The following is a 13,467-nucleotide window of genomic DNA, read 5'->3' on the forward strand; positions in this document are numbered from 1 at the left end:
GGAAACGTCCATGCTCAAAGGGAAACTGTGCACCGTGCGCCACCTGCTCACGGCCGACCTGAACACCTTCATCGCGCTGGTCAACGACCTGCCCTCGCGCGGCGACTATTTTTCCAGCCAGTTCAAGTCGCCCGAAACCATGCGCAAGGAATTCATGCAGAACGGTTTCGCGTCCGAGGACAGCGAATTGTTCGTGATCGAAGACCAGGCACACCATATCGTCGGCGTGCTCACCCACTTCAAGGCGCGCACGCCCACCATGCGCGAAATCGGCTACCGCCTGTTCGACCAGACGCTGGCCGGGCGCGGTTACGTGACGGAAGCATGCACGCTGCTGATCGACCACCTGTTCAATGTGAGCCAATACCACCGGTTGGAACTACTGACGGCGCCCGAGAACACGGCCTCGGTGCGGGTGGCGGAGAAATGCGGCTTCACGGCCGAAGGCACGCTGCGCCAGGCGTTCTTCATCAACGGCGGCTACCGCGATGTGACCGTCTACAGCCTGCTGCGGCCTGAGTGGGAGGAACGGCGCGCCAGCCGGGGCGGGATACCGTCAAATGTTACACGGCTGCCCCGAATGTAAGAATGTGTATAAGGCGTGGAGATTTTTTCGCTGGACGATATAGTGAAGCTCATACAACGGTCGAACTGATCATTCCGATCAGCGCCGATGCAAGGAGAACGCCATGTTGAACAAGAAAATCCTGGGTGCGGTGATGCTGGCCGCGATGGCCGTATCGTCGGGCGCTATGGCCGGGGATAGAGACTTCAACACGGCGGCCGGCGCGGTGATCGGCGCGGCCATCGGCAACAACAGTGGCGGCCGCGATGGCGCCATCGTCGGCGGCCTGCTCGGCGCGGCCGTTGGCAACAGCATCAGCACGGACGACCGCGGCTACCGTCGCGGCTACACGGAAACCCGCGTCTACACGCAACCGGCGCCTGTGTACTACGAACAGGCACCCGTCTACTACGCACCGCCACCGCGCTACTACGGCCCGCCGCGCGTGGTCTACGTGGAACCGGCGCGGCCTTACTACCGCGAATATCGTGAATACCGTGGCCATGGCTACTATGAGCATGGATACCGCGAGCATGAACACCACGAACATCACCGGGGTTACGATCGGGACTAACCGCGCCCACCGTTTCGCGCCGCACACCCCAGCGGCCAAGGCCTGACGCTCCCGGCGTCAGGCTTTTTTTTATAGGCGCCCCGTTTCCGCTTTTCCTCTCCCCCCGCTACACCGGCATGACGGCGCGGTGCCGGCGGGGGAATCATGACGGACACTATCATCACCTTGGAGCTGGGCCACTATCGGCTGCGCGAGCAAATCGGGGGCTCGGCCTACGGCGTGATCTGGCGCGCCAGCGGGCCCCGCGCCACGCGCGACGTGGCCATCAAGCTGATCAACCAGGAGCAGATGGCGCGCGCCCTGCCCGAACAGCGGGCGCGCTGGATCGACAGCGCCCGCAACGAAATCGCCTTCCTGCAATCGCTGGAACCGTGGGACGAGCGCCATATCGTGCGCCTGCTCGACAGCGGCTGGCACGACGGCCTGCCCGTGCTGGCGCTCGAATTGATGGGCACCGACCTGGGCCAGCACACCACGACCCTGAAGGCGCGCGGCGAAGCGCTCCCCCTGCCACAGCTGCTGGACTGGATCGCCCAGCTCAATCAGGCGCTGGCCAAGGTGCACCAGTACGGCTGGCGCTACCTGGACCTGAAACCGGCCAACGTGCTGTTGGACCCGCACCTGTCCACCGTCAAGCTGGCCGATTTCGGCACCAACCGGCCACTCGATCAAGCGCATTCCCATTCCTACGCCGGCACGGCCAACTGGCAGGCGCCGGAACAGTTCTTCCCCGGCGCCGATGGCCGCTACGACACCGACGCGCGCAGCGACTACTTCTCGCTGGGCGCCCTGTTCTATTATTTGGCCACAGGCGGCCAGCCGTTGCGGTTCTGCAGCGATTGCGGCCAGGCCTACCGCCACCACCACACGGCCGGCGCGGACCTGCTGCGGCAAGCGCACGATGGCGCCATCCCCCCCGCATTGAGCGAGGACGAAGCCGAACACTTTGGCGACGCCATCGCGCGCGCGCAGCCGCAAGCGCGCGCGCCGGCCCTGAAGCTGCTGCGCACCCTGCTGGCCACCGATCCCGCGCTGCGGCCGCGCCACGCGGTGCAGATCAGCCGCCTGCTGGAGGCCATCCGTCATACCCTGCCGCCCGCGCCCATGTCCGGCCCGCACGAACTGGCCCACGGGCTGGCCCGGCCCACCGCCGCCAACGGCTGGCGCAACATCCAGAGCGCATGATGGGGACCACCATGCCATTCGCTCGTACCCGTCCGCGCACGGGAGCGGCTGCCAGCGATGCGGCAAGGAGCGCCACGGGCGCGCAAGGCACCGTCAACGCGATCGCCCGCAACGGCGCACGCGCCGCCGTCATTGCACTGGTCACACTGCTATGCGCCTTGCAGGCGTGGGCGCTGTGGCGCGCACCGGCTGCCTGGCTGCCCGCCACCATCAAGGTCATGCTCGCGCCGGGCGCCATCGTCACATTGGGCCGCCATGAACTGGCCGCCCCACAGGCCGATCTGGCCCACCTGTCCCTGCGGCGCGATGCGGACGGGGCCTGGCTGCTGGCCAATCTGAGCCCATCCCGCCAACTGGTATTGCAGGACGCGGACAGCGAACGGCGCATGGGCAGCAGTTCCTTGCAGGGCAAGCGCGCCTTCCAGATCGATGGCCGGCGTTTCATCATCGAACAGGCTGGCGCCAGCGGCATCGCTTTTTCGATGGCCGGCCAGCATTGGCGCTATGACGGCGCCACGCTGTACCGCGACGGCCAGCCACAGCCCGCCTGCCCCGACACCCACCTCGGCGCGCGGCTGACGGCACTATGGAACCGCTGGGCGCCCACCGCGTTGACGGTGGCCCATCCGCTCACGTTTGGCGGCAATCTCCACTGCGGCAACCGCCTTGGCCTGCCCGACGTGACACCCGGCGCGGCGCGGCTGGCGCGCGAGGATGGCCAGATCGTGCTCAGCGCCGGCAATCCGGACGGCGAACCGGCCGCCGTGCAGGTGCAGCGAGATCAGCTAGCGAGCGACCTGCGGCGACAGGAAGTGCCGCTGGCATCTGCCCGCGCGCTCGTGGTCGGCCATACGCGCTTCGAACTCACCCTCGCCGGCAATGAGCTGACCATGACACCGGGCCGTCACATCGCCCTGTACAGCATACCGCAAGCGCGGCTGCCGTCCGCCGTTGAATGGCGCTGGCAACAGCGGACGCTATGGGATGGCGCGGGCGACCGCACCGTGTTCGGCGCGCTGGCCGTCGGACTGGCTGGCCTATGCCTGCTGTTCACGGCGCGCATCATTTGGGTTCCGGCGGCCAAAGAAACGGGATGGCGGACTGCGGCGCGGTGGCAGACTGGGGCGGGGTGGCAAGCTGCGTCGGGGCGGCAGGCTGTGGCAGGCTGGCATGCCGCGGCGACTTGTTGGACGGGAGGCTGGCTGCTGGCCGCCGGCGCGGCGGCGCTGGTGCTGCAGCGGGCCGGACATCCCCCCAGCGTTGCCTGCTCGCTGTTGCTGGCATGCTGCGCGCTGGCCGTGTGGCTAGCGTCGCCGGGCCGCTTATCGCTGCCCGTCGCCGCCGCCGTCATCCTGCTGGCGACCGGACTGCTGGCGCAACTGGAGTTGGGGCTGGGCGCGGACGAATCATCGTGGCTGCGCTACTACCAGAAGAGCGCCGCCATGCTGGCCATCGGCACGGCGCTCGCCGCCAGTTGCCGCCTGTGGGTGAGACTACAGGGAAGCCGCATGCCGCAACGGGGCGTCGAATGGCTGCTGATGCTGTTCGCCGCCGTGGCGCTGGCCGCGCTGGCGGCCCAGGTATTGTGGGGCGACGAGACGGGCGTGTTCGACCTGCAGCCGGTGGAACTGGCCAAGCTGGCGCTGACCGCCCTCACCGCCCACTGCCTGGCATTGCGCTTCGGCTGGCGCCACGGTCCGCACCACTGGCCTGACCGCGTCCTGCGCTGGCTGCAACTGGCCGCGCCGGCCCTGCTGTTCCTCGCGCTGCTGGGCCTCGCCCTGGTGCAGGTGGACGACTACTCGCCTCTGATCCTGCTACTGGTGTGGAGTACATCGATGGCGCTGGCCTACGCGGCCGCCGCGCGCAACGGCAAACTGGCGGCCGCCTTGCTGTTGCTGGTGCTGGCGGCCGTCGCCGCCATCACCTGGCTGCGGCTGGCCGGCACCGATGACCTGATCCGCTGGGGTTTCTATGCCGACCGCTTCCTGGTCTGGCTCAACCCGGCCGAACATCCGCACACGGGCCAGCAATTGCTGCTGGGCGCCCATGCCGTCGCCGACGGCGGCTGGTTGGGCGCCGATCACCTGTTCGGCCTGCGCACACTGGGCCAACCGCTGGGCGGCGTGCTGCGCATCCCCGCCGTGCAGGATGACTTCGCGCCGTCGTTCTTCCTGAACCGCCATGGGCTGGCGGCGGGCCTGCTGCTGTGGGCCGTACAGGCGGCGTTCGTGACCGGGATCGTGTTGACGGCGGCACGCCGCCTGGCCGCTGGCGCCACCGCCCGCCACCATCGCGCCGCATGGGCCGGGCGCTTCGCCTACTTCGCCCTGTGCGGCGGCGCCGCGTTCGCGCTGGGGCACTTCCTGCTGTCGTGGGGCACCAACCTGGCCATCTTCCCCATCATGGGCCAGCCCATGAGTTTCCTGTCGGCCGGCGGCAGCCACCTGCTGTTTTTCCTGTGCCCCCTGCTAGCACTGGTCGCGGCCAGCGCGCCATCATCTGAGACCTGAGGAGATTTCATCATGCCGATCTATGTTCAACACCAAGTCCTGGGCCGGATAGGGGACGTCTTCAACGCCGAGGCGATCTGGCAGACGCCGGGCCTGGCGCTGTTCGCCCGCCGCCCCCTGCTGCGCGATTTGCTGGAACGCTGCCCGCGCGAACACCGGGGCCGCGCCGCCACGCGCTGCTTCTCGCACGTGACGCTGATGCTGCCGCAAGAGGAAGTCGATGACGACTACCACCTCACGCGCGGCGCCCGCGCGCGCGACCTGGCGCAAACGCTGACGGCCCTGCACCAGAAGGACTTCGGCGACCTGCTGGGCGCCGACCAGGTGCGCTACGACGTGGTGGGCGCGGACGCGCTGGCGCCGGGCCAGATCGAAGTCAAGTTCGGCCACGCCGTCTACCTGCCGGCGCCGGACGAGAAAATCCTGTTCAACGTCAGCGTATCGCGCGACAGCGCCGTGTGGCATCCCGTGTGCCCGGTCTATCCCGACCAGCGGCTGGTGCTGATCGGCGCCGACGCCAGCGACGCCAGTTGCGCCGCCCCCGGCTGGCCATTCGGCCCGGACGGCGCCATCCTCATCATCAACGATGGGCCGGACGCACCACCCATTGTGCAGATGCGGCCCAAGGACGGCTTTGATTGCCGCTTTGATCCACGCAGCGGCTACTACACCATCAAGTCCAACGCCAGCGGCATCGGCGGTGCCAACGGCGGCCCACGCCTGCTGCTGAAGATCACACGAGTCGGCGCGGTCCCCGCCACCTCCGCGTCGCCCTCGACATCACGGAACAGCATCAAGCCCGCCGTCTGGCAGAACCGTTCGGCCGGCCGCTCCGCCTCGCCTTCACCTACCTCACCTGCCTCGCCTGCCTCGCCTGCCTCGCTTACCTCGCTTGCCTCGCCAGCCACGTCCGCCATGCCGGCCGGCGCCGACCTGACCGCGCTCCCTGTCAGCCACAAGGCGGCGCGCCCGGCCGAGAGCGAAGCCACCTACGCCCCTGCCGCCCAGCAGCGCGTCAGCCTGGTGGCGTTGGCGTTGCCGCGCCTGAGCCGCTACCGCGACACAGGCGCCAGCGCGCTGGAACTGCCATTCGACGGCACGCTGGCCGTCTCGCACGACGCTTCGGCGGCCATCATATTCGGCGTGACCGCCAACGACGAACTGTACGCCCGTACGGCCGCCGGCCGCCAGCGCGTGGCCGCGCCGGCCACCTTCAATCCCGTCGATGGCCGCAGCATGGCGCTGCTGGCCGTGGTGCCGGAAATGGCCGAACGCTATTGCGCCCTGCTGTCGCTGGCGCAGCCGCTGTCGGCGCCGGTGGCGGGCGGCGCGCGTTTCACCTTCGGCCGCAGCAGCGCCATGCTGGCGGCGCTACGCGTACTCGACTCGCCACGTTTCCTGCGCCGCGACGGCGGCGCCGACGGTGCCAGCGCCGACCGACTCGGCCTGTCGCGCACCGCATTCAGTTTCGAGGCCACGCCGCAGGGCTATCGAATCGGCCGCCTGGCCGCGACCCAAGCCCTGTACCACCTGGACGACAAGCTGGCCTTCGTCGCCACCATCGCCGAAACGAGCGCCGACGCGCCCTACCTGCTGCCGGCGGGCCACCACCTGGCAGTGGGCCATTACGTGCTGCGCTTCGAAGCATGACAACTGGTATGACAACGGGAGCCAACATGGACATGGCTAAACTCTACGGCGCGGGCGCCTTCCTGGCGGGACTGGTGCTGACCCTGTTCCTGGCGTCCGTACTGACGCCGCGCCAGTGGTGGCGCCGGCCGAACGCGCGCGCGCTGCTGATCCTGGTGGCCGGAAGCTGGGGACTGGGCAGCTTGATCCTTTTCCTCGCGCCCGCGCCGCACACGTGGGCGCGGGCGACGAGCCCGGACGACCACGCCGCCATACCATCCATCGCGACGGCTCAAGGCGACCGTGACGCCACACCATCCATCACGCCGTCTGACAGCGACCGTGACGCCACGTCAACCGGCACGCCCCGCCCAGCCACCGCCGGCCAGCCATTCCAGACCCACCGCGCGCTGCACTTGCGCGCGGCCGCCGGCGTCAACGCGCCGTTGCTGGCCACCGTGCCGCCCGGCGCCACCGTCACGCCCACCGGCGCACGCGACGGCGACTGGTGGCAGGTGCGCGCCGTGATGGCCGATGGCGGCAGCGTGGGCTGGGTCAGCAGCCTGTGGCTGCGCCGGAGCGGCGAATGAGGTTCATGCGCGGCCCATGCGCCGAGGCGCCCCCTGCGACCGATGCCATGACCTGTCTGGCCGACGGGCTGGCGTTCGGCCCCGGCCTGACGGTGGCCGCCCGCAGCGCCGCCAGCGCCAGCCGCTTGGTGGTGCCGGAGAACCAGGACAACCTACTGCTGATCGACGCCAGCGGCCACGCCGTTCGCCTCTACGGCCAAGCGCCACTGCGCACACGGGTCGCCGGCTGGCCCGCCGGCCACGTGCGGCTGGCCGTACTCGATGGCATGGGCGGCCACGGCAACGGCAGGCAGGCGGCGGAGGCTGTGGCCACGGCCTTGCTGGACGTTCCAGCCTGCCGCACGCTGCACGAACTGTCTTCCCGCTTCGACACGCTGCACGCCGCGCTGCAAGCGCGCTTCCGCCAACCGGGCGACGCAGACACCTTCCGCCGCCCCGGCACCACCCTCACCTTGCTGGAGATCGCGCCCGGCCAAGCGCCGCTGCTGTATCACGTGGGCGATTCGCGGCTGTACGAAGTGACGGCTGACGTGGCCCTGCCGCTCACCATCGACCATGTGCCGGCCACCGGCTACGCCATGCACGGCATGCTGGGCGCGCGCGAATGGTGGCAACAGGTGCACGGCGAGCACCGGCCCCAGATCGCCCAGGCCTTCATCCTCGGCAATGCCTTCGCCAACCCACAAGTGCTGGATGACGGCCTGCGCGCGCTGGACCCGGCCTCATTGCCGCCCTTCCTGCGCCAGATGGCCGACCGCCGTGCCTTGGCATTACGGCCCGACGCGCTGTACCTGCTGGCCACGGACGGCCTGTGGGCCTGCCGTGAGCCGCTGCCGTGGCTGGCCCGTTGGCCGCGCTTGCTCTCGGACGGTACAGCCTCCGTCAACGAGGCGCTGGACGGCCTGTTCCATGCCTGGACCAACAACCCGCCGCCGCAGTTATATATCGACAACATGACAGCCATCGCCATCCGCTTTTCAGGCCGAAATATTGACCAGACAGCACTGCCACATTCCATTCTGACCACTTTTTGCTAAGCGGCGTTGTTACAAAAACAGCAAACCGGCGTAATCGGGCCACAATTCATGATTTGCAGGGGTACGCCGATTGCCAAGCCATGGCAAAAGCGCATAAACTCATGGGTATCCCGTTGGTTCGAATGCCATGAAAAAATGCAGTAACCCGCAGCATCCGCACTGCACGTACTGGGTCATGCCTGGGGAAGACGCATGCGCGGGCGGTCACGCCCAAGCCGCAGCGCAACCCTCCAGCTACGACCTGCTGCATGCCGTGCGCCATGCCCGCGCCGATGTACCGGCCGCGGCGCAGGCGGCTGCCCAGGGTTTACCGCACACCGGCACCGACCTCCCCGCAACAGCAGCGGTAGCCACCACCGCCGCCGACCTGGCCCCCGCCTACGCCCGCACGCTGGTGCGCGCCCAGGCCGAACGTCCCCAGCTCCACATCAGCGGTTTCGACCCGCGCGCCGCCGGCGGCCGCCAGACCCTGAAAATGGAATTGCGCGGTATGCCGCAAGGCTGCGCGCCCCAGCTGGCGCTGCAACTGCAATCGGACCTGATCCCGCATGGCGCCGCGCACCAGCAGATGGTGCGCTCCACCAATGGCGACTGGCGCCCCGTGTTCGTGGAATTCTCCTCGCGCGGCATGGAGCATGGCCAGTACCAGATCAGCATCGAGGTGCTGAGCCAGCACCCGGAGCTGGCGTCGCGCAAATGGGTATGCACCTTCGTGATCCTGGTGCCCCGCCCGGACGCCACGCTGACCGAGATCCACCGCATTTTCCTGTCCACCCACAAAAACGTGCGCGTGATGGCGGACGACGCCTCCATCGCCCGCGTGAGCGCGCAAGGCGGCGACCGGCTCGACATCGACGTCACGGCCCGCAACGCCGGCATCGCCCATCTGGACCTGGGCGCGCCGCAGGGCAAGGTGGACCTGGGCTTTTCCACCATCGCCTGGGATGAGGACCTGATCGAAATCGACATGCCGGCCGCAGCGGCCCTGCATCCACACCCCAGCCGCGCGGCCTGCCTGGTGAACGCGGCGCCGGAAGCGGGCGCGCAGCGCCAGATCCGCCTGTTCGCGCTGGAGGAATGCGTGTTCGGCCGCTTCGAACTGGTCGATCCCGAGGCTGACGCTCTGCTCACCCATTACAGCGGCGATGGCCAGGAAACCAACGGACTCACGCGCCGCCTGTCCGGGCGCCATGCCGTGATCCGCCGCACCAGCCACGGTTTCGAAATCGAGGACGTGTCACGCTACGGCCTGCTGCTGGATGGCGTCTGGCCGGGCAAGAACAAACCCACGCCGCTGCGGCTGGGCATGCGCATTGAACTGAGCGCCAGCATCAAGGGCATCGTGGTGCTGGCCGTGACGGCGATCCTGCCGCACGCCGTCATCCTGCACCGCATCGACGAAGGTGCGCGCGCCGAGTGCTTCTACCTGGTAGCGCCGGAGACCCATCCCGGCTACCCGATACCGTCCTACGCCAGCACCCCGCTGGCGTCCGCGCTGCCGCTGCTGCTGCACCACGACGGCGGCTTCTGGCACCTCGATCAGCTAAGCGGCAAGGAGACGGCGCTGGCGCCCACCACCTCGCTCGACAAGCTGACCCGCATCGCGCGCCACAACCGCTTCGCCAGCGAACCGTATCCCGAACACTGGATCATCCGCACCGGCGCGACCGGCCTGCACAGCACCATCGCCGCGCACGACCTGTCCACCGCCTGATTTTTTCGCCTCGCCGCCTTCAGGGCCAGACTCCCCGCCTTGGCGCGGGGGTCTGGCCTTGATGATCACGCGCCTGCCATTTTCTTTGCAATCGCTCCGCTTCGTTCAGCGCGCCGCGCGCGCCCTGGCGCCAGCCACGCCCGCCAGCGCCGGCCGGCGCGAGGTGAGCGCGCTCTTGCCCGCTCCGCCGCGCGTGGGCGCTGGCGCAGCCGCAGGCGTGGGGGCTGGCGCGGCCGCTGGCGCCGCGACAGGAGCGCTCGTCGTCGCCGCATCCGAACGGTAGCCAATGCGGAAACCGCCCCAATGCCGGCCCCGTACCGTGATGGGCGCCGACAGGTCATGCATCACCTCGCCCGTGTCGCGCTTGTAGGTCTGCAGCAGGTAGGGCTGGGTGTGCGAGCCGCAGCGGGCGCCGATGCGATCGTCAAAGATACGCTTGGTGCGGTTGTGCACCAGGTCGTAGTCCATGTCGCCCGTCAGCGGTTGGCTGAACTTGCGGTTATGGGTGGGGAAGTAACCGTGGTCGTCCACCGCACCCGCATAAGCCAGTTGCGGCAAGCGCTCCAGCACCGCTTCCTGGATTTCCGGCAGCACGCGGTCGGTGTAGGCATCGAAGGCGGTGCGGTACTTGGGCGGATTGGTGCCGGGGATGGGCGTGTAGCGCCGTTCGAACAGCGCCTGCTCGCTGATCACGCCGCACTTGAGCGCCTGCTCGAACAGTTCCCCCACCTCGCGCGCGGCCTGCTGTGCGGCGACGCGGATGGCGTCGTGCGCGCCCGCCTCGGCGCCCGCGCCGGCGTGGAACAGCGCCTCGGCCCGTTCGCTCAGCATCATGGCCGACTGCGAGGCGAGCGGCAATTCGGCCTGCGTGTTGAGCATGCCGTCGCGGATCGCCTCGATGGCGCCGCCGATGGCGCGCGTGCTGTCCACGTGGCCGCGCGAGGAAAGCGCGATACCCTGCACTTCGCCTTCGGCCGTGGCCGATGCCTGGTCGATGGTCTGGAAGAAGGCGTGCACCTGCTCGACCTTGCCGCTGACGGCCACCACCTTGCCGCTCAACGCTTCCATGCCACCGGCGGCCCGTTCGGCCTGTTCGCTGATGGCGCGCACCAGCTGGCCGATCTCGTTGCTCGATTCGCTGGTGCGCTGCGCCAGTTGTCGCACCTCGCCCGCCACCACGGCGAAACCACGGCCATGCTCCCCGGCGCGCGCCGCCTCGATGGCGGCGTTCAAGGCCAGCAGGTTGGTGCGCTGGGCGATCTGGTTGATGGTGTCGGTGATGGTGTGGATGGTGCGCGATTTTTCCTGCAAGGCCCGCATCAGGGCCACGGCCGCATGGGCGTCGTCGCGCGCCTGGCCGATCTGCTCCAGGCTCTGGTCGGCCTCGCTGCGCCCATCCAGGCTGGCGCGCCGCACTTGCGCCGCCACCACCGACGCACGCTCGGCGTTGGCCGCGATCTGCTCCGTGTTGTCGGTCGAGTGGGATGCGTGCCGCACGATCTCCTGCACCGCCTGCAGGTCATGTTCGACCTGCTTGCGGATGGTGTCGATGAAGTGCGAAGTCTCGGCCGCGCCTATCATCATCTGGTCGATCATGGCCCCGCTGCTGGACAACAGCTGTTCGGGGGTGCCGGCGCCGCGTCCGCGCAGCCGGGCGCCCAGCCAGATGCCGCTGGCGGCCGACAGCGCCGCCGCCAATTGCGCCGGCCAAGCCGCGCCAGCCAGCGCGCTGATTCCCAGCGCCAGCCCGGCGAACAGCGCCACCGTTGCCCATACCATCATCCGCCGCCGCGTCACTGCTTGCGTAAACATAGTCGTCTCCCACTGTCTCGTTATGGTGTCGCTCCGGCCCGGGCGCGCTTCACGCGACCGCCAGCCGGTCCATACCCAGCTTGCGGTAGATCGTGTTGCGCGAAACGCCCAGGGCGCGCGCGGCGGCGGAGGTGTTGCCGCCGTGCGCGGCCAGCGTCCGCTGGATCAGCTGCAATTCCATTTGATCCAGCATCAGCGCCGGTGCATTATCGTTAGAAGCAGCTTCCGTGCCCGCGATGACGGGGGTCAGGTCATCCATGAAATCGTCGGCCAGATGTTCTGGCCGGATCTGTTCACCCGGCCCGGCCATTACCGCCGCCGTGCGCAGCACGTTGCGCAACTGGCGCAGGTTGCCCGGCCAGCGGTGGCGTTCCAGCAGGCCCGCCACGGCAGGCGCCAGCGTGCAACCGGCGCCATCCTCGGCCAGCACCCGCGCCAGCAGGGCCGGCAGATCGCTGCGCTCGCGCAGGGCCGGCAGTTTCACCACCAGCCCGTTGAGCCGGTAGTACAAGTCCTCGCGGAAGGTGTGCGCTTCAATCTGCTCGCGCAAATTGCGGTGGGTGGCGCACACCAGGGCGATATCGACCGGAATCGATCTGGCGCTGCCGAGCGGCGTGACCTGGCGTTCCTGCAGCACCCGCAGCAGGCGCGCCTGCAACGGCAGCGGCATGTCGCCGATCTCGTCGAGGAACAAGGTGCCGCCATTGGCCGCCACGATCTTGCCGGGACTGCCCTTGCGGCGCGCCCCCGTGAAGGCGCCGTCCTCGTAGCCGAACAGCTCCGACTCAATCAGCGACTCGGGGATGGAGGCACAATTGATGGCCACGAACGGTTGCCGCGCGCGCGGCGAATCGCGGTGGATGGCCTGCGCCAGCCATTCCTTGCCGCTACCCGTCTCGCCCGTGATGAGGACGGCGATATCGGTGCCCGCCACCTTGCGCAGTTTGGCGATCACTTGCGCCATGCGGGTGTCGCCCATGTCGAGCTGGCCCAGGGCCGTCGCCGCCAGCGGGGACGGCAAGTCGGCCAACCGGCCCAGCCCAGCCCGCACGCGCCGCCCCGGGTGGGCGCCATCGGCGACGGTGGCGGTGGCGGTGGCGCTGGCGGTGTCGCGCCGGTCCATCGTGTCACAGCTGTCCCAAAATTGCACACGGCAGTGCACCGTGCCGCCATCGCGCAATCGCAGGCTGACCAATCCAGGGGCGGCGGCGCGACAGCGCTCGGCCAGCTCGGCCAGCGTCGCGCCGAACAAGGAGGGAAAGGTGTGGGAGGCCAGTGCCGCGCGGGGCAGCCCAAGCTGAGTCAGGCCGGCATCGTTGACCATCACGGCGCGGCCGTCGGCGCTGCAACTGGCCAGCCCGTCCTGCAGCGTGCCGAGGCCGGCGCCGCGGCCATGGAAATGCAGCGTCAAGCCTTGCGGCGCCGAGGCCAAAAACAGTTGGCGCTCGATCATGTTGGCCGACATGCGCGCCAGCGCCAGCATGGCCGGTTGGTCGCTGGCGCAGTCGCCGAGGATGGCCAGCGCGCCGCACAACTGGCCCTGTCCATCGACGATGGGCGCGCATGATCCCGCGCAAGATGCGGGCAAGTACACCGGGTGCTGGACTATCAACGCGGCGCCCAAGGTATTGGTCAGTTCAGCCGTGCGCCCGGCCAGAGCCGCATCACCTCGAACATGAAGCGGCTGCCCCAAGGCATCGACCACCAGCATCGTCATGTCCTTGCCGCCGAGTTGGTGTTGCAATAAATCCAATACAGGTGAAGCATGTAGCAACAGCAGACTGGAAGAGTTCATCGCGCTCTCGTCCTGGGATCTGCAAGAGCGCGTTCGCTGGGCGCACTATCAGA

General features: G+C 68.7%; 10 protein-coding genes. 8 read left to right on the top strand and 2 right to left on the bottom strand.

The window, feature by feature from the left end; translation table 11 throughout:
- The first annotated feature begins 10 nt into the window (after positions 1-10).
- The 8 genes from H3H39_RS12755 (at position 11) to H3H39_RS12790 (ending at position 9,807) form a co-directional block, all read left to right on the top strand.
- Entirely contained in the window at positions 11-586 is a 576-nt protein-coding gene (locus H3H39_RS12755) for a GNAT family N-acetyltransferase (RefSeq protein ID WP_182153747.1), read from the top strand.
- A 103-nt stretch (positions 587-689) separates the two neighbouring features.
- A complete protein-coding gene (locus H3H39_RS12760; protein ID WP_182153748.1) occupies positions 690-1,139 on the top strand; it encodes a glycine zipper 2TM domain-containing protein in 450 nt (149 codons plus the stop codon).
- A 144-nt stretch (positions 1,140-1,283) separates the two neighbouring features.
- Entirely contained in the window at positions 1,284-2,324 is a 1,041-nt protein-coding gene (locus H3H39_RS12765; RefSeq protein WP_182153749.1) for a serine/threonine-protein kinase, read from the top strand.
- 11 nt (positions 2,325-2,335) lie between these two features.
- Positions 2,336-4,837, top strand: a complete 2,502-nt coding sequence (locus tag H3H39_RS28355; protein WP_182153750.1) for an FtsW/RodA/SpoVE family cell cycle protein — start codon at positions 2,336-2,338, stop codon at positions 4,835-4,837.
- A gap of 12 nt (positions 4,838-4,849) precedes the next feature.
- The gene (locus tag H3H39_RS12775; RefSeq protein ID WP_182153751.1) at positions 4,850-6,487 is read left to right on the top strand and encodes a hypothetical protein; all 1,638 of its coding nucleotides are present in this window, start codon (positions 4,850-4,852) and stop codon (positions 6,485-6,487) included.
- 32 nt (positions 6,488-6,519) lie between these two features.
- Positions 6,520-7,056, top strand: a complete 537-nt coding sequence (locus H3H39_RS12780; protein WP_229218005.1) for an SH3 domain-containing protein — start codon at positions 6,520-6,522, stop codon at positions 7,054-7,056.
- Positions 7,053-8,093 (top strand): PP2C family protein-serine/threonine phosphatase, encoded by a 1,041-nt coding sequence (locus H3H39_RS12785; protein WP_229218006.1) that lies wholly within the window; start codon positions 7,053-7,055, stop codon positions 8,091-8,093. The genes H3H39_RS12780 and H3H39_RS12785 overlap by 4 nt, the downstream gene beginning before the upstream one ends.
- A gap of 175 nt (positions 8,094-8,268) precedes the next feature.
- Positions 8,269-9,807 (top strand): FHA domain-containing protein, encoded by a 1,539-nt coding sequence (locus H3H39_RS12790; RefSeq protein ID WP_182153753.1) that lies wholly within the window; start codon positions 8,269-8,271, stop codon positions 9,805-9,807.
- A gap of 105 nt (positions 9,808-9,912) precedes the next feature.
- Here H3H39_RS12790 and H3H39_RS12795 read toward each other — a convergent pair whose 3' ends face one another.
- Positions 9,913-11,619 carry a methyl-accepting chemotaxis protein gene (locus H3H39_RS12795; protein ID WP_182153754.1) on the bottom strand — a complete coding sequence of 569 codons (1,707 nt, stop codon included), beginning with the start codon at positions 11,617-11,619 and terminating at the stop codon, positions 9,913-9,915.
- 49 nt (positions 11,620-11,668) lie between these two features.
- Positions 11,669-13,363: a sigma-54-dependent Fis family transcriptional regulator gene (locus H3H39_RS12800; protein ID WP_182153755.1), complete on the bottom strand. Its 1,695-nt coding sequence runs from the start codon at positions 13,361-13,363 to the stop codon at positions 11,669-11,671.
- Positions 13,364-13,467: the final 104 nt, after the last annotated feature.

This window comes from Rugamonas apoptosis (genome assembly GCF_014042355.1).
GTDB lineage: Bacteria > Pseudomonadota > Gammaproteobacteria > Burkholderiales > Burkholderiaceae_D > Rugamonas > Rugamonas apoptosis.

Bases quoted from the DNA above. Each gene is read 5' to 3' on its own strand.
- H3H39_RS12755 (WP_182153747.1), top strand. From the start codon at position 11: ATGCTCAAAGGGAAACTGTGCACCGTGCGCCACCTGCTCACGGCCGAC.
- H3H39_RS12785 (WP_229218006.1), top strand. From the start codon at position 7,053: ATGAGGTTCATGCGCGGCCCATGCGCCGAGGCGCCCCCTGCGACCGAT.
- H3H39_RS12790 (WP_182153753.1), top strand. From the start codon at position 8,269: ATGCCTGGGGAAGACGCATGCGCGGGCGGTCACGCCCAAGCCGCAGCG.
- H3H39_RS28355 (WP_182153750.1), top strand. From the start codon at position 2,336: ATGCCATTCGCTCGTACCCGTCCGCGCACGGGAGCGGCTGCCAGCGAT.
- H3H39_RS12780 (WP_229218005.1), top strand. From the start codon at position 6,520: ATGGCTAAACTCTACGGCGCGGGCGCCTTCCTGGCGGGACTGGTGCTG.
- H3H39_RS12765 (WP_182153749.1), top strand. From the start codon at position 1,284: ATGACGGACACTATCATCACCTTGGAGCTGGGCCACTATCGGCTGCGC.
- H3H39_RS12775 (WP_182153751.1), top strand. From the start codon at position 4,850: ATGCCGATCTATGTTCAACACCAAGTCCTGGGCCGGATAGGGGACGTC.
- H3H39_RS12760 (WP_182153748.1), top strand. From the start codon at position 690: ATGTTGAACAAGAAAATCCTGGGTGCGGTGATGCTGGCCGCGATGGCC.
- H3H39_RS12795 (WP_182153754.1), bottom strand. From the start codon at position 11,619: ATGTTTACGCAAGCAGTGACGCGGCGGCGGATGATGGTATGGGCAACG.